This is a genomic window from Vibrio gazogenes, from assembly GCF_023920225.1.
Lineage (GTDB): Bacteria > Pseudomonadota > Gammaproteobacteria > Enterobacterales > Vibrionaceae > Vibrio > Vibrio gazogenes.
Map to the genome: position 1 here is coordinate 416094 of NZ_CP092587.1, position 20624 is coordinate 436717.

The window sequence follows — 20624 nt, forward strand, 5'->3', positions numbered from 1 at the left end:
GAAAAGGATGTCATTACCGCGAGTCGTATTTGTTGATCGAGCCACGATCCCCGCTCATATTTATTTTCCTGAGCTTCCTTTTGAACATCAGTGGGTGAGTTATGATGAAACATCACCGTCGCAGTTACTGGAAAGAGTTCACGATGCAGACGTGATTATTACCAATAAAGTGGTGCTCAACGCGGATTCATTGTCTCAACTTCCCAAATTACGTCTGATTGCTGTTGCGGCAACTGGCGTGAACAATGTCGATATCGAGTATTGTCGGGCGCATGGCATCGCGGTCACGAATGTGCAGGGATATGCGACACGTTCCGTGCCCGAACATGTCATCGGTATGATCTTCGCACTCCGTCGTCATTTGATGGCCTATCATCATGATATTGGCCGGGGAGAGTGGCAACAGCGTCGTCAGTTCTGTTTTTTCACGCATCCAATCGGTGATGTGGCCGATAGCACCATCGGGATTATCGGTCATGGCACGCTGGGACAAGCAACCGCTGAACTGGCCCGGGCCGTCGGGATGCAGGTTATCTTTGCTGAGCGTAAAGGGGCATCCGTTTGCCGAGAAGGACGTTTGCCGTTTGAAACGGTGTTACGTCAGGCTGATGTGGTTTCATTACATTGCCCTTTAACTGAAGAGACTCACCATTTGCTTGGTGCGGATGAGCTATCGATGATGAAAGCCAACGCGATTCTGATCAATACCGGAAGAGGGGGGCTTGTGGATGAAGCCGCACTGGTTGATGCGTTGACGTCTGGCACGATTGCCGCTGCCGGTGTCGATGTATTTACGCAGGAGCCTGCCGATGAGCGCAATCCACTGGTCGCCAATATTGATTTACCGAACCTGTTATTGACGCCTCATATTGCTTGGGGCAGTGATTCTGCGATTCAGCAACTGGTTCAGCGATTAGTCGACAATATTACGGTATTTCATCAAGGGCAAAAACAGAACCGAATTGTTTAGTCAGTGATGAATGTCATCACGTTAAATAAGTAAATGGGGATGTCAGTGCGCTATTTTTTGGCAAGATATCTCACATTTATGAGCTTGTCGTTTAGACGCGTGCAGGCTATTCGTATTGTTGATAACATTGCCATTCTATATGATTTAGCCAAATCATCACGCTGATGATTTGGCGCTATATTGAATATAACGTCAGGATTGACTCATGAACGAAAATAATACTGTGAATCCTCTCCGTTTTAATGGACGGACTGGGGAGTTTTTTGGCATTTGGATTGTAAATATTTTGCTCTCCGTAGTGACTTTGGGTGTCTATTCGGCTTGGGCCAAAGTAAGAACCAAACGTTATTTCTATGGCAATACCTATCTCGCGCAAGATAACTTTGAATATCACGGGACACCGAAACAAATCCTCAAAGGGCGTGCAGTTGCCATGCTGTGTTTATTAATTTGGGTGATGTTAAGCTCTGTTTCTGAAGTGGCGTCTGCTGTCTTATTAATTTTGTTTTATCTGGTATTGCCTTGGATGATGTGGAGTAATGTCCGCTTTGATTCGGCAATGACCAGTTACCGAAATACTCACTTTGCTTTTGCAGGCACACTGAAACAAGCTTATATCACTTTTATGGGGCGTGGTGTGGTTGCCATTCTCGGATTTATTCTGGGAATTGCTGGTATCGTGATTATCACACGGATGGTCAATAGTGTTTTGTTGACTGTCGTGATGGCAATTGCTTTTGTTGCGTTGTGTGCATTTATTCAAGCATGGGTGATGACCGGAGTATGGCGCTATTTTATGAATGGCTACCGATATGGTAATGCTGAATTTTCCGCGGTTCTTACCAGTAAAAATCTATTTTTCATTAATTTAGGTGCGATTGGTATTTTTATTGGTGGCGCGTTGATGATGTTAGTACTGGGCAGCATTTTCTTTTATTCAGTGGTGATGAATATCATCATGGATATCGACAGCTTCATGTATTCGATGAATGATACCATGCTCGGGGGAATCATTATTGGTTATCTCTTGTTGATTATTATTGGGATGATTTCCGCTGCTTATATGAGTGTCCGGATTCGAAACTACGTTTATTCTCAAACCGCTGTTTCATTGGATAACCAGTCACTTAAGCTTAATTCCAGCTTTTCAGTGTTGAAGTATGTGGGGTTATTACTGACCAATATGTTGGGGTTAATTTTCACCTTGGGGTTAGCGCATCCGTGGGTGAAAGTGCGTATGGCGAATTATGCCGCTGAGCAGACACAAGTGATCGGTAATTTAGATATGATCGAGGCTGTGGATCAAGATTCAGATGTGCGCTCTGCACTGGGAGATGAGCTGGTGCAAGCCTTTGATATCAATTTAGGCATTTGATAATGCGAGTCGAAGGGGCGGCTTATCCGCCCCGTTTATCACAGCGGTGTTCTGCGGATATCGACATCTCCGCAGAGCAGATCGAATTGCGTTGTGATAACGAGTTGGTCAGTCAGACTTCGTTTGAGCTGTTAACGCTCAGTGACAGTGTTGGTAATCTCCCCGTACGCATCACTTTTCCCGATGGGTGGGTTTTTGTCCCTGAGCAAAATAAAGATATTGATTGTTTGCTGCAAAAGAAGGGCAAAAAATCACTCAGAATCCGCCAGGTTGAATCTAACCTATGGTTGATTCTAGTGAGTATTGTTTTCTGTATCGCGATGCTGTTTACCGGTTATCGGTATGGGATTCCATGGGTGAGTCATTACGCGGCTCGAATGTTGCCTGAGGGCGTCCCTGTTTTCGTCGGAGAAAAAATCCTCGACCAGCTGGATGAACAGTTTGCAATGAGCCAGATTCCGCTCAAGCAGCAACAAGCCATCAGAAAGCGGGTCGCTTTATTCCAACAGCAACTCCCACCAATGCCTTTCCCTATACAGATTGAGTTTCGCGACAGTGAGATCGCCAACGCATTCGCGTTGCCCGGTGGCAAAATCGTACTCCTTGATCCTTTGGTTGAACTTGCCCAGAGCGATCAGCAACTCGATGGGGTGATTTTGCATGAGATGGGGCACGTTTATCATCGTCATATGATGACGCGGTTGGTTGAGTCGAGTTTGACAGCGGTCGTCGTCGCTTCGTTAACAGGAGATACATCAGGTGTCGTGCATCAGATGATTGGTGCCGGTGTTTTTGTGATGAACACGGGTTTATCGCGAGATATGGAGCGTCAGGCCGACCATTTTGCCAAACAGGCAATGTTGAAGATTTATCATACCAGTGAGCCAATGGCTGAGATGTTTGAATTACTTCGGCAGCAACAAATGCAACATATGCCGGACTGGCTGAGTTCACATCCTAATTTCTCTGAACGGATTGAATCGATGCGCAAGCCATAGGAAAACAAACCGATGGATTTGATGATAATCGATGATTCGATGCAATAAAAAAACAGCGGCATTGCCGCTGTTTTGGTCTCTGTCGTCTTGGCGATTACAGGGCTGCAATCGTCGTTTTTTGTTCTTCCAGTTTCACCAATGCTTCTTGATAGCCGGCGAGTTTTTCTCGTTCTTTGGCAACCACCGCTTCAGGTGCTTTGGCGACAAACCCTTCATTACCGAGCTTGCCTTCAATCCGTTTGATTTCACCCTGAGTTCTGGCAATCTCTTTGGTGAGACGATCCAGCTCCGCAACTTTATCAATCAAACCAGCCATTGGAATCATCAGTTCAGATTTACCCACTAATGCGGTCGCACATGCCGGTGTTTCTTCACCCGCGTTTAAGATGCGTACATCTGCCAGTTTTGCCAGAGAGGTTAACACTTGTTGGTTTGCTGCCAGACGAGCAGCGTCGTTTTCATCAGCAGCTTTGAGCATGACAGACAACGGTTTACCCGGATTAATATCGTATTCGGCACGCAGGTTACGAATGCTGGTAATAAAAGATTTCACCCATTCAATGTCATCAAGCGCTTTCTGGTGGAAGTTTGCTTCATCATATTGTGGCAGCGCCTGCAACATGATTGTCTCCCCTTCAATACCAGCAATCAGCGGTTTGATACTCTTCCAAATCGTTTCAGTAATATAAGGAATGACAGGATGAGCCAGACGCAATGTTTTCTCCAGTACGGTAATCAAGGTACGGCGAGTTGCGCGTTGCTGATTTTCAGTGCCTTTCCACAAAATCGGTTTGGTCAGTTCCAGATACCAGTCACAGAATTGGTTCCAAATAAACTCGTACAGGGTATTGGCTGCCATATCAAGGCGGAAGTTGTCGATATGGAGATTAAAGCTCTTGGCTGCCAGTTCAAACTGAGATTCGATCCACTGATCGGCCAGCGAGTATTCAAGCTGTGCATCCGCTGCGAATCCGCAATCCTGATCTTCAGTATTCATCAGCACATAGCGGCTAGCATTCCAGAGTTTGTTACAGAAGTTCCGGTAACCTTCCAGACGCTTCATGTCCCAGTTGATATCTCGTCCGGTTGACGCCATTGCGGCTAGTGTGAAACGCAGCGCATCGGTGCCATAAGCTTCGATACCATTTTCGAAAGTCTTGCGCGTATTCTTCTCGATCTTGGCCGCCAGTTGAGGCTGCATCATATTGCCGGTTCGTTTGGTAACCAGCGTTTCGAGGTCAATGCCGTCGATCATATCGATAGGATCCAAAACATTACCTTTGGACTTCGACATTTTATCGCCGTTTTCATCCCGAATCAGTCCGGTAACATAGACCGTTTTAAACGGTACTTGTGGTTTTCCGTTTTCGTCTTTAATGAAGTGCATCGTCATCATGATCATCCGGGCAACCCAGAAGAAAATAATATCGAAGCCTGTGACTAGTACATCTGTCGGGTGATACATTTTGAGTTCAGGTGTTTGTTCCGGCCATCCTAGTGTACCGAAGGTCCACAGCGCAGAAGAGAACCATGTATCCAGCACATCTTCATCTTGATGGAGTTCAACGTCCGCAGCAATATCATGTTTACGACGCACTTCTTCCTCATGACGGCCAACGTAAACATTGCCCTGATTGTCATACCAAGCCGGAATACGGTGGCCCCACCAAAGCTGGCGTGAAATACACCAGTCTTGAATGTCTCGCATCCAAGAGAAGTACATGTTTTCATACTGTTTGGGGACAAACTGAATTTCACCGTCTTCAACCGCTTTGGTTGCGACACTAGCCAATGGCGCTGTACGAACATACCACTGATCGGTCAGCATTGGTTCAATCACCACACCACCGCGATCACCATACGGAATCGTTAAGTCATGATCTTTGATTGCTTCGAGCAAACCGAGTGATTCAAATTCAGCAACGATGAGTTTCCGAGCTGCAAAACGCTCGACGCCTTGATATTTTTCCGGTAACTCAGATGGATAATCTTCGCTGGCTTCTCCTTTGCTGGTAAAGACTTCAGCGTCTTGACGGATATTGGCATCGAAAGTAAAAATGTTGATCATCGGTAGGTTGTGACGCTTGCCGACTTCATAGTCATTGAAGTCATGGGCAGGAGTGATTTTTACACAGCCCGTTCCTTTTTCCATATCGGCATGTTCATCACCGACAATCGGAATCCGACGATTAACGATCGGGAGCAAGATTTGCTTACCAATCAGATCTTGATAACGCGGATCTTCGGGGTTGACCGCAACACCGGTATCGCCCAGCATGGTTTCAGGACGTGTTGTTGCAACGACAATATAGTCTTTGCCATCTGCTGTTTTCACGCCATCGGCTAATGGATAGCGGAAGTGCCACATATGGCCTTTTTTATCTTTGTTTTCAACTTCGAGATCAGAGATGGCCGTATGCAGTTTCGGATCCCAGTTGACCAGACGTTTACCCCGATAGATTAAGTCTTCTTCATACAGTCGGATAAAGACTTCTTGAACGGCAGCATAAAAGCCTTTGTCCATGGTAAAACGCTCACGATCCCAATCGACAGACGCACCTAAGCGGCGTAACTGTTGTGTGATGGTTCCGCCGGATTCACCTTTCCATTCCCAGATCTTGTCAATAAAGGCATCCCGACCATAATCGTGTTTGGTTTTACCTTCTTCTGCAGCGATTTTGCGTTCGACAACCATCTGCGTTGCAATCCCAGCATGGTCGGTGCCGACTTGCCAGAGTGTATTATTCCCTTTCATACGCTGGCAACGGGTCAGGGTATCCATGATGGTATCTTGGAAGGCATGACCCATATGCAGGCTACCTGTGACGTTCGGCGGCGGAATCATAATGCTATAGGATGCTTTTGATGTGTCACCGCTAGGCTTGAAATAGCCTTGCTTTTCCCAAGTCTGATAGAGAGCTTGTTCAATTGATGTCGGGTTATATGTCTTTTCCATAGTACTCTTCGATGGATACTGTCTGAATTAATCGGGATTAAACGTTATGACTGAGGTCTCTGTATGCAGAAAACCTGAGCGATAATGTTTTTCAATCATGGGTAAGCGATTTCAATTGTTTGGAGCTTATACCCGTTTTGGCGGTAGATTTTATACCGTTCTCTGGCCAGATGTCTGGCATTTTTTTCGCAAGGGACGAAGTCTATCACCTCTGTAAAGCGATCCGCAAAGGTTGTGTTATTTTCTGCCATATTTATGACGATTTGCCGATTCCAGGACGGAGAGACCTGCGGATAACCGATTTCAACGGGCGTGCCATTTTTCGGGCCTTCTCCAACGAGATTATGGGCCAGAAACGTCTCAGCAGGAACTTGCCAGAAAAGCTCGGCAATCAATTCTGCTTCGTCACGGTGATGGCAGTTCAGATAAATTCTTGCCCCTTGATTGGCAAAATATTGGGCGAGAAAGAGCACATATTCCCGAAACCCTTCGGGCTGTGCCTGACGGCTATCAGGTGAGATCAGATAAAATGTGGCTGTTTTCATTGGCATGTCGGACAAATATCAAAAATAAAGAGGGTCGGTGTGACCCTCTTCTGTTCGGTAACCATCAAGTTACTCTTCGCTCTCGATCAGTCCACTACGATTGAGTAAGAACTGAACCAGCAGTGGGACAGGGCGTCCCGTTGAACCTTTCAATGCACCGCTGCGCCAAGCTGTACCCGCGATATCAATATGGGCCCAGTTATATTTTTTGGCAAACTTAGACAAGAAGCATCCTGCGGTAATGGCTCCGCCCGGACGACCACCAATATTCGCCATATCTGCAAACGGACTCTTTAACTGCTCTTGATATTCATCGGTAATCGGTAAGCGCCATGCTCGGTCGCTGGACTGCTCTGCTGCATTGATCAACTCGTGTGCCAACGGATTATGATTAGACATCACACCACTCAGATGGTGACCCAATGCAATCACACAGGCACCGGTCAGTGTCGCAACATCGACCACGCAATCGGGCTCAAAGCGTTCCGCGTAGGTCAGGACGTCACAGAGAACCAAGCGTCCTTCTGCATCAGTATTCAATACTTCAACCGTTTGTCCGGACATCGTGGTCAAAATATCTCCGGGGCGGTACGCGTTACTACCCGGCATGTTCTCACAACCTGCGAGAATACCTGTTACGTTGAGTGGCAGATTCAATGCGGCAATCGCTTTCATTGTACCGAAAACCGAGGCTGCACCACACATGTCATATTTCATTTCATCCATGGCTTCTCCGGGTTTCAGTGAAATACCGCCAGAGTCAAAAGTCAGCCCTTTACCAATCAGGACGATAGGTTTGCTTTCTGGATCAGGATGCCCTTTGTATTCGATCACCGACATCATCGATTCATTTTTAGAACCGCGCCCGACGGCAAGGTAGGATGTCATGCCGAGCTTTTCCATCTCTTCTTCACCGATGATTTTGGTGGTGACACTGGTGTAATCATCAGCGAGGCGACGTGCCTGCGAAGCCAGATAAGCCGGATTGGCAATATTCGGTGGCATGTTGCCGAGGTCTTTACAGGCATGAATTCCGGAAGACACCGCTAATCCATGATTGATCGCTTTCTCACCGAGACTCAGCTCCCGTCTAGTCGGCACATTGAACACTAGTTTGCGCAATGGGCGACGCGTTTCAGGTTTGATACTTTTAAACTGATCAAATGTATACAGATTACCTTTGGTTGCTTCGACAGCTTGACGAACCTTCCAGTATGTATCCCGACTTTTGACATGCAGTTCGGTTAAGAAACATACGGCTTCCATTGAGCCTGTTTCATTCAGGGTACTAATCGTCTTCTGGATAATTTCCTTGTACTGACGTTCTCCTAACTCTCTTTCTTTCCCACAGCCAACGAGCAATACGCGTTCGGAAAGCACTCCCGGAACTTGATGCAGCAGAAGCATCTGTCCCGGTTTTCCTTCCAGATCACCGCGTCGTAGCAACGAACTGATATAGCCATCGCTGATTTTATCAAGCTGTTCAGCGACTGGAGAAAGTCGGCGTGGTTCAAATACTCCGACAACAATACATGCGCTGCGTTGCTTCTCCGGACTGCCGCTTTTTACACTAAACTCCATGCGTACTCCTACATCGTGAAGACAAATAGAACTAAATCGTAGATAATGCACTCTTACTGGCTGAACGACAGCGAAATCCGAATCATTTTTACTCAGCTTCCGAGAGGCATAAGATTTTAAAAAATACATGTTTCAACGAAAAATTATAGTGATTCGATTAAAAAAACAAGTTTTTCATAGGTAATTTCAGTGTGATTATCGTTAGATATTTGATCCGAGAGACACTAAAAAGCCAATTGGCGATTTTTTTCATCCTCTTTTTAGTATTTTTGAGCCAAAAATTTATCCGTGTTCTGGCTGATGCATCCGACGGAGAGATCCCTGCCAGATTGATCTTTTCGATCGTTGGATTGAATATGCCAGCGATGGGGCAATTGATGCTGCCATTAAGCTTATACATCGGTATTTTGATTACCTTTGGTCGGCTGTATGCGGAAAGTGAAATTACGGTGATGAACGCAACCGGCATCGGTAATAAATTTCTGGTGCGTGCGGCATTATACCTAGCGATTATTACCGCTAGTGCAGCGGCCATTAATTCACTCTGGTTGTCACCGTGGAGTCAGGATCGTGAGGCGCTGTTGATGGATAAACTCGCGGCTGAGAATAGCGTTGATTTACTTCAGGAAGGGCACTTTCAGCGTACGCCGGATGGTTCGTCCGTGGTGTTCATCGATAATATTGAAGACAAGAAACTACGCAATGTGTTTGTGGCGCAACTGACACCGAAAGACTCGATATTACCCAGTGTAATTTTTTCTGATTCGGGAAATGTAAAAGAACTCAAAGATGGTCGTCAGATCATCAGTTTACAGCATGGTATTCGTTATGAAGGTATTCCGACGCAGGTCAGTTATATGGTGACCAAGTTCGATGAATATGAAGGCTTGATTGGTCAGCGCAAGGTTGAAAACCGAGGACGAGACTGGGAAGCTATACCGACATTGGAACTGCTGAGGAGCCCGGATAGACATGCTCAGGCTGAGTTACAGTGGCGGATTTCTCTGGTCATTTGTATCCCGCTGTTGACCATGCTGGTTGTTCCGCTGTCCGCTGTGAACCCTCGGCAAGGGCGATTCGCGAAAATGGGGCCTGCGATTTTAGTCTATCTGACTTATTTCTTAGCGATCAGTGCAACGAAATCAGCCATTGAAGATGGTGGGATTCCCCCCAGTGTCGGGATGTGGCCGTTGAATGCTGCATTGCTGGGGACCGCTATATTGATTAATAGCCTGGATAGTGTATTTGTCCGCCGATTGAAAGATCGGTACAGACAGAGAAAGGTGGCAAGTCGTGTTTAAGATTTTAGATTTATACATAGGGCGAACGATCATTGCGACAACCAGTTTAGTACTGGTTACTTTTGTCGGCTTATCCGGGATTATCAAGTATGTCGAACAACTACGAAAGGTGGGTCAGGGAAGTTATGATCTGATTAAGGCGTTGTTTTTTGTGGTGCTAAGTATTCCCCGGGATATCGAAATGTTTTTCCCGATGGCAGCTTTGCTGGGGGCTTTGATTGGTCTTGGGATGCTGGCGGCCAGTTCCGAACTTGTGGTGATGCAGGCATCCGGTTTTTCTAAACTTGATATCGGACTTTCGGTGCTGAAAACAGCAGTGCCATTGATGATTGTAATTACCTTATTAGGACAATGGGGAGCGCCTCAAGCGCAGAAGATGGCGCGTGATTTACGTTCGTTTGCTACGTCTGGTGGTCAACTGCTTTCTGTTCGTATGGGGGTTTGGGCCAAAGATACCAATGACTTTATTTTTATCAATAAGGTCAATAATGACAAATTGTACGGTTTGAATATCTGGCGTTTTGATGAGCACAAGAAGTTGCGTGAAGTGATTTTTGCCACCGAAGCAGACTATGAAAAAAGTAACCAGCAGTGGAAAATGAAGAACGTCCATATCACCAATATGAGTGATGAAGTTGTCATCTCGAAACAGGAATTCTCTACTTATCCGTGGCACACTTCTCTTGAGCCGAATAAATTAGCGGTTGTGACGGTCAAACCAGAAGAGCTCTCTCTCAGTGGTTTGTATGACTATGTGCATTACCTGAAAATTTCTGAACAGGATTCGTCCCGTTATGAGCTGGCATTATGGCGTAAAATCACCCAGCCCATTTCGATTGCAGTGATGATGTTGATGGCGCTTTCGTTCATTTTTGGCCCGTTGCGCAGTGTGACGATGGGGGCGAGAATCTTGTCAGGTGTGATTGCCGGTTTTACCTTCTATATTTCCAGTGAGTTTTTTGGGCCACTGAGTCTGGTGTACGGTTTTCATCCGGCAATCGGGGCAATTGCCCCCAGTATCGTTTTTCTCTCGGTTGCATTGGTGCTGTTACGTCGGAAATTGTAATCTCTCTTCGGAGTCAGCGCGCCTTACGAATCATCTTTGGGGATGACATAGATATTGGTTTTAGCCCAAATATCATGGAATCCCCGTTTTTGAGGATCGAGCGGAACGGTCAGGTTAGATAGACCGAATCCAGAGGTAAATAAGCGAATTAGCGCTTGTGTAATCGTGATGGATGTACCATCTTCATTGCTGACAATCAGTCGCCATGCTTTCATACCAAGTGTTTGTCTTTTTTGAGTCCAAAACCAAACAAAAAAACCGATCCAGATAATTGCCAGATAAGCGGTAAATATGGAACTCCATAATGGGTGGTGTGTTAAGAAACTGCTGACATCTTTGTAGGTACCATAGTGGATTAGTCCAATGGCAACCATCGCTTCAAGAATGGCAATGATCACTCCTGCTGCCAGAATTTCCAAAACTAAAATCAGACAAGTATCGTAAATAAGCGCACCGATGCGGCGGATAAAGCCAGCGGTTTGCAGGTGATGAGGTTGATGTGACATCGTTTACCTATATTTCAGTAAAATAATTCCCGAGAGGATAGTCATTATTGAGAGGGTAAAAAAGAGGGGAAACCGAGTAAATAGACATTTATGGTGAAATAATCAACAATCAATTGAATTTTAGCTTTTTTTCGATTTTTATTATTGCGCTGATTCATTTCTTCCGTATAATTCACCTCACTAAAGGGGTAGCCCTTAATGCCGGTGTGGTGAAATTGGTATACACGACGGATTCAAAATCCGTTGCCTTCGGGCGTGGCGGTTCAAGTCCGCCCACCGGTACCATGATTTAGATGATAAAACCTCGACGAAAGTCGGGGTTTTGTTATTTCTGGATGTCAATGATTCCTTCGACATCGCCGGTTTCATCTCTTCCATATTCCATCTCTTTTTTGCTGACGCATCTCTGCCTATTCATCACTTTAATCTATTGATTCATTTATTTTTATAATCATCAAATTGTTATATGTATGATCAAATAAAGTAAAAAAAGCCCTGAGTCAGGTAAATGAATTGCATATGGAGTGATACAGTTATTTTTTATTCACTCATTATGGAGGCAATATGCGTAAACAGTTGTCATGGTTCTTATTATTACCAAGTATTTTCAGTGGATATGTAATGGCTAAAGCTGACAATGCTCCTTATTTGGATCAGTTACTCTCAGCAGATCATGCTTGGTTGAGTAAACAAGTCGCGCCAATTGACTCAGCGCAGCATCGCGCCTTTGTGCCGATGGATCTCGATTTATCAGATAAAGCATCTATCCAGCCTCAAATCGGGGAATTGAAATCCTTAGCTGAACATGTGTCTGCAGCATCGACGCAAAGCCTTCAGCTATCTGCAACAACTGAAGATGAATCGGATACGGTGACACCTTTATGTGACACATTAGAGGTGGGGAATCTATATACGTTGAGTGGTGTAAAAAAGGATGGCGTCTACTGTTATCATTTTGAAGTCAAACAGCGGTCAAAAATTATGGCGTTGTTGGTCAACCAAGATGAAACGACTGACATGAGACTGTCAGTGCTCAAGCACGGTGCGAATGACCAGCTTTTGATTGTTGGTACGTCCGATCAACCCGGTAATGCTGATGAGGTTGTTTCCGCAGTTGTTGAACCGGGGCACTATTATTGGTACATGGAAGCGAAAGCTGCGGAGAATGCCAGTATTCAGTTTGGTGTTTCGGTGAACTCGTCCATTGATGCCTATGAGCCGAATGATACGCCCCAGACTTCAACACTATTACCTGAAACGCGTAATATGATTGTGGGGAATATTGATTTGACAACGGATAGTGATTATTACCTTTATACGGTAAATAAAGGCAAAAAAATTGACATCACGATTGATCAAAGTGCATCTCCTGGACAGTGGTTGTTTAACTCTGTTGTACTAAGTGGCTCAGTTGAACGTGAAGAAAATACATATCACTATACGGCGACGGAAGGCACGCAAATACTTATTCAAGTTTCACATAATCCGGCAAAAAATGTCGCTCCGAGTAAACAATATCAGATTCTTGTTGGTCCCTCTGTTGCGTCTATGTCTTCCAGTAAGGTTGATGGCGAATCTAATGTGATTCGGTTAAAACTGAGTGAGACATCAATGTATCCGAATATATTGCCGAATGGGCCCTCAGGACTTTATTTAACGACACAGGCGTATAATCAGTTAACTTGGCAGGTGAAACTGATTGACTCTGCCGGGCAACCGGCATCGAATGCAGCCGTGGTTTTACAATATGATGTAAATCTATTTGATGGGGAGTGGAATCCATCGAACTCTATTGTCTATACAGATAAAACGGGAACCGCAAAAGGAACGGTTACGCTTGGTCGGAAAAATTGCCAGAATGAATTATTTACCAGGCAAGTTGCCTATGTGTATAACAGTAAGGTGACATATAGAACAGGTTTTGATGCAGGTCTATGGAGAATATTGGTTCCGGGAACTTCAATTGGTGTGGGTGGTTCTAACGTCCCTGGAGTGACACTCGGTCATATTTGTACTCAGGATGTACTTAAAGTAGAGTAACTTTTCCTGACTGAATAGAGTCATCATCTCTATGTCATAAGGGAGGCCAAGGCTTCCCTTTTTCCTCTTTATAGCGCGTGCTGCGCATACTCCACACCATGTCGTTCAAATCAATCTTTTACCCATCCCAAAATGGTTTTGTACTTTTTACTTGATTATTTCTTTAAATCACATCAATTTTGTGATCTTAATTCCTTTAACTTTTTGAGTTTTTTATCATACAGTAACGCACTGCGTTATTGATTCATTAGCGTTCGGCTTGATGAACGAGTGGTTTGAATCGTGAGACGGATGCAGTTGCATACAGTTACATCTACAATGTAAAAGTCATAGATAGTTCTTATAAATAAGAGTGTTAATTCGATTGTGGCAAATATAAAAATAACAGTAGACAGATTACAGCCGGGATTACACATCCGCTTGCCCGTGAAGTGGAATGATCATCCATTTTTGCTGAATAGTTTTAAAATCAAAAACCAAGATCAGATTAATATTATTAAGCATCTTGGTATTCAGCATGTTTATTTGAATCCCGCTCAAAGTGATACACAACCATTACCTCCGCAAACAGTGGAAAGTCAAGGTAATGATGACCAAATGGTGCCAGAGGATGAATCCGACATTGATGATGAAGCTAAAAAACTCTGGCAAGAGAAAGAAAGCCGGATTGATAAACTGAAAGCCTACCGGCGTCGTGTCGTTCGTTGTGAAAAAGAATTCGAACGTTCTCTGGCTCGGATTCGAAGTGTGACGAATAAGATTCGCAATCGTCCTCAGGATGCAGTGGAGGAAGCCACCCAACTGGTGGCGGATGTTGTTGATGAGTTGTTGGCTGAAGACAGTGTGACTCTCCACCTGATGAACAGTAAAAGTGAGTTTGAAGATATCTATTTTCATTCGCTGAATGTGTCAGTGATTGCAATGATGATTGGCCGGGTTAAAGGGTTTGATGTAGAGAAGATCAGAGAATTAGCTTTTGCTGCGCTGTTCCATGATATCGGTAAGATTAAAGTACCAGCTGCCATTGTCAGGAAACAGACACCACTTACGGAACCAGAGAAAAACTACCTGAAGCAACATACGCGTTATGGCGTTGACATTGCCAATGGTATTGAAGGATTTCCAGAGAGCGCGAAACGGGTGATTAGTCAGCATCATGAACAGATGGATGGTTCCGGTTATCCTGAAGGGCTGAAAGGTGATGATATCGATGAGTTAGCGCAGATTATTGCTGTAGCAAACGCTTTTGATTCATTGTGTCATTGCAATATAGTCAGTGAGCAGAAAATTCCGTATGCAGCACTCTCGCATTTATATAAAAACTGCCGAGATTTATACAATTTTGACAATTTAAGTATTTTAGTGAAGTTTATGGGCGTTTATCCACCGGGGACGGTTGTGCAATTATCAAATGACATGGTCGGGTTGGTGATTTCGATTAACTCAAATGATTTACTTTATCCGAGTGTCCTGATTTATGACCCATCAGTACCAAGGACGGAAGCGCCAATTGTGGATTTGGCAGAGAAAGAGTTAACGATTGTCAATGTCATTTTACCAGCAAAACTACCGGATAAAGTGCGTGAATATTTGAACCCTCGCTCACGAATTTCGTACTTTTTTGATAGTGATGAACAGTAATTGTGTTTGAAAAAACAGCAAATCATAAAAAAATCTAAATCATCCATAAAAAGTGTTTGACTCTAGAATTTATCCCGTTAGAATGGCCGCCTCTTCGAACGGAGAACGTTTTGAAGAATCGCTCTTTAACAATATAGACCAATCAATCTGTGTGGGCACTCGTCGATAAATATCCAATAAGATTTTATCAATGAATCGAGTGACCAATATCAAGTTGGAAAGCAGTTTACTGTTATCTGACAAGAGCACAGTCAATTCAACATTACTTATGTAATGTCACTTTTTGCTTCTGTTTTTTTAAAAGCGGAGACGAAAAGCAGTATTCATTGAGCCGACACTTCGGTGTCACAAAAACTTTAATTGAAGAGTTTGATCATGGCTCAGATTGAACGCTGGCGGCAGGCCTAACACATGCAAGTTGAGCGGTAACAGAAAGAAGCTTGCTTCTTTGCTGACGAGCGGCGGACGGGTGAGTAAAGCCTGGGAAATTGCCCTGATGTGGGGGATAACCATTGGAAACGATGGCTAATACCGCATAACGTCTACGGACCAAAGAGGGGGACCTTCGGGCCTCTCGCGTCGGGATATGCCCAGGTGGGATTAGCTAGTTGGTGAGGTAAAGGCTCACCAAGGCGACGATCTCTAGCTGGTCTGAGAGGATGATCAGCCACACTGGAACTGAGACACGGTCCAGACTCCTACGGGAGGCAGCAGTGGGGAATATTGCACAATGGGCGCAAGCCTGATGCAGCCATGCCGCGTGTATGAAGAAGGCCTTCGGGTTGTAAAGTACTTTCAGCAGTGAGGAAGGATATAGCTTTAATAGAGTTATATTTTGACGTTAGCTGCAGAAGAAGCACCGGCTAACTCCGTGCCAGCAGCCGCGGTAATACGGAGGGTGCGAGCGTTAATCGGAATTACTGGGCGTAAAGCGCATGCAGGTGGTTTTTTAAGTCAGATGTGAAAGCCCGGGGCTTAACCCCGGAGTTGCATTTGAAACTGGGAGGCTAGAGTACTGTAGAGGGGGGTAGAATTTCAGGTGTAGCGGTGAAATGCGTAGAGATCTGAAGGAATACCGGTGGCGAAGGCGGCCCCCTGGACAGATACTGACACTCAGATGCGAAAGCGTGGGGAGCAAACAGGATTAGATACCCTGGTAGTCCACGCCGTAAACGATGTCTACTTGGAGGTTGTGGCCTTGAGCCGTGGCTTTCGGAGCTAACGCGTTAAGTAGACCGCCTGGGGAGTACGGTCGCAAGATTAAAACTCAAATGAATTGACGGGGGCCCGCACAAGCGGTGGAGCATGTGGTTTAATTCGATGCAACGCGAAGAACCTTACCTACTCTTGACATCCTCAGAAGAGACTGGAGACAGTCTTGTGCCTTCGGGAACTGAGAGACAGGTGCTGCATGGCTGTCGTCAGCTCGTGTTGTGAAATGTTGGGTTAAGTCCCGCAACGAGCGCAACCCTTATCCTTGATTGCCAGCACTTCGGGTGGGAACTTCAGGGAGACTGCCGGTGATAAACCGGAGGAAGGTGGGGACGACGTCAAGTCATCATGGCCCTTACGAGTAGGGCTACACACGTGCTACAATGGCGTATACAGAGGGTTGCCAACTTGCGAAAGTGAGCGAATCCCAAAAAGTACGTCGTAGTCCGGATTGGAGTCTGCAACTCGACTCCATGAAGTCGGAATCGCTAGTAATCGTGGATCAGAATGCCACGGTGAATACGTTCCCGGGCCTTGTACACACCGCCCGTCACACCATGGGAGTGGGCTGCAAAAGAAGCAGGTAGTTTAACCTTCGGGAGGACGCTTGCCACTTTGTGGTTCATGACTGGGGTGAAGTCGTAACAAGGTAGCGCTAGGGGAACCTGGCGCTGGATCACCTCCTTACGAAGAGATATTTTGGATGAGTGTCCACACAGATTGATTTGGTTTATGTAGAGTGCATTGCAATATGATTTTTCTTAGTTCGAGGAAGGCAATTGACGAAGGAAGGCGTTTACTGTTGTAAATAACTGACTGAGGATAAGCCGCCTGACACGGAAATAAGAGAAAGCATGAAGCAAGAAATTGTCCCGTTCGTCTAGAGGCCTAGGACACCGCCCTTTCACGGCGGTAACAGGGGTTCGACTCCCCTACGGGATACCACTTCCCTAGTGAAGTCTGGGTCGTTAGCTCAGCTGGTAGAGCAGTTGGCTTTTAACCAATTGGTCACAGGTTCGAATCCTGTACGACCCACCATTTTCCTTCTGTTTGGGGAAACGCCTGAAAGTGGGCGATTAGCTCAGTTGGGAGAGCACCTGCCTTACAAGCAGGGGGTCACTGGTTCGAACCCGGTATCGCCCACCACTTTCTAACTATTTTTGGCTCGACGACTCAAACCAGCGGTTTTAACCGATGTGGTTCGATTTTGTGGCGCTGAAAGTCATTAGAAAGTGTTGCTTGAAGTAACAAGTATTGCACTTTGCTCTTTAACAATTTGGAAAGCTGACAAAATAATGTGTGTTTCTTTGGAAACAGACGATTATTTGTAAAAGTTCTCAATACTTTCTCGAAAGAGAAAGACCAACACAATCAAGTGTTCTTGGAATGACACAATTTAGTGTCTATTCAATTGAGTCCGGCAAAACCAGTCTCTCGCTCATGTAAAATAATGAGAGACACCTAGGTTACTGATAATGCAGCTCGAAACTTCTTCGGGTTGTATGGTTAAGTGACTAAGCGTACACGGTGGATGCCTTGGCAGTCAGAGGCGATGAAGGACGTACTAACTTGCGATAAGCGTAGATGAGGCAGTAAGAGCCACTTGAATCTACGATTTCCGAATGGGGAAACCCACATGCAGCAGCATGTATCATCAGGTGAATACATAGCCTGATGAGGCGAACCGGGAGAACTGAAACATCTAAGTACCCCGAGGAAAAGAAATCAACCGAGATTCCGACAGTAGCGGCGAGCGAAATCGGAGTAGCCCTTAAGCTTTTACAGCGTTAGGTGAAGTGTCTGGAAAGGCACGCGATAGAGGGTGATAGCCCCGTAACCGAAGGCGTTGTTTGAGTGAAAACGAGTAAGGCGGGACACGTGATATCCTGTCTGAAGATGGGGGGACCATCCTCCAAGGCTAAATACTCCTGACTGACCGATAGTGAACCAGTACCGTGAGGGAAAGGCGAAAAGAACCCCTGTGAGGGGAGTGAAATAGAACCTGAAACCGTGTACGTACAAGCAGTAGGAGCACCTTCGTGGTGTGACTGCGTACCTTTTGTATAATGGGTCAGCGACTTATATTCAGTGGCAAGGTTAACCGATTAGGGGAGCCGTAGCGAAAGCGAGTGTTAACTGCGCGTTTAGTCTCTGGATATAGACCCGAAACCGAGTGATCTAGCCATGGGCAGGTTGAAGGTTGAGTAACATCAACTGGAGGACCGAACCGACTAATGTTGAAAAATTAGCGGATGACTTGTGGCTAGGGGTGAAAGGCCAATCAAACTCGGAGATAGCTGGTTCTCCCCGAAAGCTATTTAGGTAGCGCCTCGGACGAATACTACTGGGGGTAGAGCACTGTTAAGGCTAGGGGGTCATCCCGACTTACCAACCCTTTGCAAACTCCGAATACCAGTAAGTACTATCCGGGAGACACACGGCGGGTGCTAACGTCCGTCGTGGAGAGGGAAACAACCCAGACCGCCAGCTAAGGTCCCAAATTACAGCTAAGTGGGAAACGATGTGGGAAGGCTCAGACAGCTAGGATGTTGGCTTAGAAGCAGCCATCATTTAAAGAAAGCGTAATAGCTCACTAGTCGAGTCGGCCTGCGCGGAAGATGTAACGGGGCTAAGCTGTAAACCGAAGCTGCGGCAATGCGATTTATCGCATTGGGTAGGGGAGCGTTCTGTAAGCCGTTGAAGGTGTGTTGTAAAGCATGCTGGAGGTATCAGAAGTGCGAATGCTGACATGAGTAACGACAAGGGGGGTGAAAAACCTCCCCGCCGGAAGACCAAGGGTTCCTGTCCAACGTTAATCGGGGCAGGGTAAGTCGACCCCTAAGGCGAGGCTGAAAAGCGTAGTCGATGGGAAACGGGTTAATATTCCCGTACTTGTTGTGAATGCGATGGGGGGACGGAGAAGGCTAGGTGGGCCTGGCGACGGTCGTCCAGGTTCAAGTGCGTAGGCTGTAGAGTTAGGCAAATCCGGCTCTACAATAGGCTGAGACACGATGTCGAGCATCTACGGATGTGAAGTCATTGATGCCATGCTTCCGGGAAAAGCCTCTAAGCTTCAGTTCACAAGAAATCGTACCCCAAACCGACACAGGTGGTCGGGTAGAGAATACCAAGGCGCTTGAGAGAACTCGGGTGAAGGAACTAGGCAAAATGGTACCGTAACTTCGGGAGAAGGTACGCTCTTGACGGTGAAGTCCCTTGCGGATGGAGCTGATGAGAGTCGCAGATACCAGGTGGCTGCAACTGTTTATTAAAAACACAGCACTGTGCAAAATCGTAAGATGACGTATACGGTGTGACGCCTGCCCGGTGCCGGAAGGTTAATTGATGGGGTTAGACTACGGTCGAAGCTCTTGATCGAAGCCCCGGTAAACGGCGGCCGTAACTATAACGGTCCTAAGGTAGCGAAATTCCTTGTCGGGTAAGTTCCGACCTGCACGAATGGCGTAATGATGGCCACGCTGTCTCCACCCGAGACTCAGTGAAATTGAAATCGCTGTGAAGATGCAGTGTACCCGCGGCTAGACGGAAAGACCCCGTGAACCTTTACTACAGCTTGGCACTGAACATTGAGCCTACATGTGTAGGATAGGTGGGAGGCTTTGAAGCAGTCACGCTAGTGATTGTGGAGCCGACCTTGAAATACCACCCTTGTATGTTTGATGTTCTAACTTGGCCCCATTATCTGGGGTGAGGACAGTGCCTGGTGGGTAGTTTGACTGGGGCGGTCTCCTCCCAAAGAGTAACGGAGGAGCACGAAGGTGGGCTAATCACGGTTGGACATCGTGAGGTTAGTGCAATGGCATAAGCCCGCTTAACTGCGAGAGTGACGGCTCGAGCAGGTGCGAAAGCAGGTCATAGTGATCCGGTGGTTCTGAATGGAAGGGCCATCGCTCAACGGATAAAAGGTACTCCGGGGATAACAGGCTGATACCGCCCAAGAGTTCATATCGACGGCGGTGTTTGGCACCTCGATGTCGGCTCATCACATCCTGGGGCTGAAGTCGGTCCCAAGGGTATGGCTGTTCGCCATTTAAAGTGGTACGCGAGCTGGGTTTAGAACGTCGTGAGACAGTTCGGTCCCTATCTGCCGTGGGCGTTGGAGAATTGAAAGGGGCTGCTCCTAGTACGAGAGGACCGGAGTGGACGAACCTCTGGTGTTCGGGTTGTGATGCCAATCGCATTGCCCGGTAGCTAAGTTCGGAATCGATAACCGCTGAAAGCATCTAAGCGGGAAGCGAGCCTTGAGATGAGTTCTCCCTGGCGCTTAAAGCGTCCTGAAGGGTTGTTCGAGACTAGAACGTTGATAGGCAGGGTGTGTAAGCGCTGTGAGGCGTTGAGCTAACCTGTACTAATTGCCCGTGAGACTTAACCATACAACACCGAAGGGGTTTTAGGGCTCATTAAGAGACTTG

11 protein-coding genes, 4 tRNA genes and 2 rRNA genes are annotated in these 20624 nt (G+C 46.2%); 13 read left to right on the top strand and 4 right to left on the bottom strand.

Features of this window, described 5'->3' with window-relative positions:
* The first annotated feature begins 7 nt into the window (after positions 1-7).
* The 3 genes from MKS89_RS01935 to MKS89_RS01945 all read left to right on the top strand — a co-directional run bounded on the left by MKS89_RS01935 (position 8) and on the right by MKS89_RS01945 (position 3343).
* A complete protein-coding gene (locus MKS89_RS01935) occupies positions 8-970 on the top strand; it encodes a D-2-hydroxyacid dehydrogenase (RefSeq protein WP_072958909.1) in 963 nt (320 codons plus the stop codon).
* Between the two features lie 205 nt (positions 971-1175).
* The gene (locus MKS89_RS01940; RefSeq protein WP_072958906.1) at positions 1176-2345 is read left to right on the top strand and encodes a YjgN family protein; all 1170 of its coding nucleotides are present in this window, start codon (positions 1176-1178) and stop codon (positions 2343-2345) included.
* A 2-nt stretch (positions 2346-2347) separates the two neighbouring features.
* Entirely contained in the window at positions 2348-3343 is a 996-nt protein-coding gene (locus tag MKS89_RS01945; RefSeq protein WP_072958903.1) for a M48 family metallopeptidase, read from the top strand.
* A 94-nt stretch (positions 3344-3437) separates the two neighbouring features.
* Here the strand turns inward: MKS89_RS01945 and MKS89_RS01950 are convergent, their stop codons facing one another.
* The 3 genes from MKS89_RS01950 to pepA all read right to left on the bottom strand — a co-directional run bounded on the left by MKS89_RS01950 (position 3438) and on the right by pepA (position 8425).
* Complete coding sequence (locus tag MKS89_RS01950) at positions 3438-6299, bottom strand: valine--tRNA ligase (RefSeq protein WP_072958900.1); 2862 nt, start codon at positions 6297-6299, stop codon at positions 3438-3440.
* Positions 6300-6394: 95 nt separating this feature from the next.
* Positions 6395-6844 carry a DNA polymerase III subunit chi gene (locus tag MKS89_RS01955; RefSeq protein WP_072959225.1) on the bottom strand — a complete coding sequence of 150 codons (450 nt, stop codon included), beginning with the start codon at positions 6842-6844 and terminating at the stop codon, positions 6395-6397.
* 69 nt (positions 6845-6913) lie between these two features.
* Positions 6914-8425 (bottom strand): leucyl aminopeptidase, encoded by a 1512-nt coding sequence (pepA, locus tag MKS89_RS01960; RefSeq protein ID WP_072958897.1) that lies wholly within the window; start codon positions 8423-8425, stop codon positions 6914-6916.
* Between the two features lie 191 nt (positions 8426-8616).
* On the opposite strand from pepA, the gene lptF reads away from it, so the two are divergent.
* Both lptF and lptG read left to right on the top strand, forming a co-directional pair.
* Entirely contained in the window at positions 8617-9726 is a 1110-nt protein-coding gene (gene lptF, locus MKS89_RS01965) for an LPS export ABC transporter permease LptF (RefSeq protein ID WP_072958894.1), read from the top strand.
* Entirely contained in the window at positions 9719-10792 is a 1074-nt protein-coding gene (gene lptG, locus MKS89_RS01970; protein WP_072958892.1) for an LPS export ABC transporter permease LptG, read from the top strand. The genes lptF and lptG overlap by 8 nt, the downstream gene beginning before the upstream one ends.
* Positions 10793-10815: 23 nt before the next feature.
* Here the strand turns inward: lptG and MKS89_RS01975 are convergent, their stop codons facing one another.
* The gene (locus MKS89_RS01975) at positions 10816-11298 is read right to left on the bottom strand and encodes an RDD family protein (protein ID WP_072958889.1); all 483 of its coding nucleotides are present in this window, start codon (positions 11296-11298) and stop codon (positions 10816-10818) included.
* A 200-nt stretch (positions 11299-11498) separates the two neighbouring features.
* Here MKS89_RS01975 and MKS89_RS01980 point away from each other — a divergent pair.
* The 8 genes from MKS89_RS01980 (at position 11499) to MKS89_RS02015 (ending at position 20585) form a co-directional block, all read left to right on the top strand.
* A tRNA-Leu gene (locus MKS89_RS01980) sits at positions 11499-11583 on the top strand.
* A gap of 279 nt (positions 11584-11862) precedes the next feature.
* Positions 11863-13338, top strand: coding sequence for a hypothetical protein (locus tag MKS89_RS01985; protein WP_072958886.1), 1476 nt, complete (start codon positions 11863-11865; stop codon positions 13336-13338).
* Between the two features lie 366 nt (positions 13339-13704).
* On the top strand, positions 13705-14979 hold the full coding sequence (locus MKS89_RS01990; protein WP_072958883.1) for a cyclic di-GMP phosphodiesterase: 1275 nt from the start codon (positions 13705-13707) through the stop codon (positions 14977-14979).
* Positions 14980-15336: 357 nt separating this feature from the next.
* Positions 15337-16878 (top strand): 16S ribosomal RNA (locus MKS89_RS01995).
* Between the two features lie 182 nt (positions 16879-17060).
* Positions 17061-17136: transfer RNA gene (locus tag MKS89_RS02000), tRNA-Glu, on the top strand.
* A 17-nt stretch (positions 17137-17153) separates the two neighbouring features.
* Positions 17154-17229: transfer RNA gene (locus MKS89_RS02005), tRNA-Lys, on the top strand.
* A gap of 32 nt (positions 17230-17261) precedes the next feature.
* A tRNA-Val gene (locus MKS89_RS02010) sits at positions 17262-17337 on the top strand.
* 358 nt (positions 17338-17695) lie between these two features.
* Positions 17696-20585 (top strand): 23S ribosomal RNA (locus MKS89_RS02015).
* The 16S and 23S rRNA genes sit together here with 3 tRNA genes alongside, the layout of an rRNA operon.
* Positions 20586-20624 lie beyond the last annotated feature (39 nt).

Coding starts and splice junctions, on each gene's coding strand:
- MKS89_RS01975 (WP_072958889.1), bottom strand. CDS start 11,298: ATGTCACATCAACCTCATCACCTGCAAACCGCTGGCTTTATCCGCCGC.
- MKS89_RS01935 (WP_072958909.1), top strand. CDS start 8: ATGTCATTACCGCGAGTCGTATTTGTTGATCGAGCCACGATCCCCGCT.
- MKS89_RS01985 (WP_072958886.1), top strand. CDS start 11,863: ATGCGTAAACAGTTGTCATGGTTCTTATTATTACCAAGTATTTTCAGT.
- pepA (WP_072958897.1), bottom strand. CDS start 8,425: ATGGAGTTTAGTGTAAAAAGCGGCAGTCCGGAGAAGCAACGCAGCGCA.
- MKS89_RS01940 (WP_072958906.1), top strand. CDS start 1,176: ATGAACGAAAATAATACTGTGAATCCTCTCCGTTTTAATGGACGGACT.
- MKS89_RS01950 (WP_072958900.1), bottom strand. CDS start 6,299: ATGGAAAAGACATATAACCCGACATCAATTGAACAAGCTCTCTATCAG.
- MKS89_RS01945 (WP_072958903.1), top strand. CDS start 2,348: ATGCGAGTCGAAGGGGCGGCTTATCCGCCCCGTTTATCACAGCGGTGT.
- MKS89_RS01955 (WP_072959225.1), bottom strand. CDS start 6,844: ATGAAAACAGCCACATTTTATCTGATCTCACCTGATAGCCGTCAGGCA.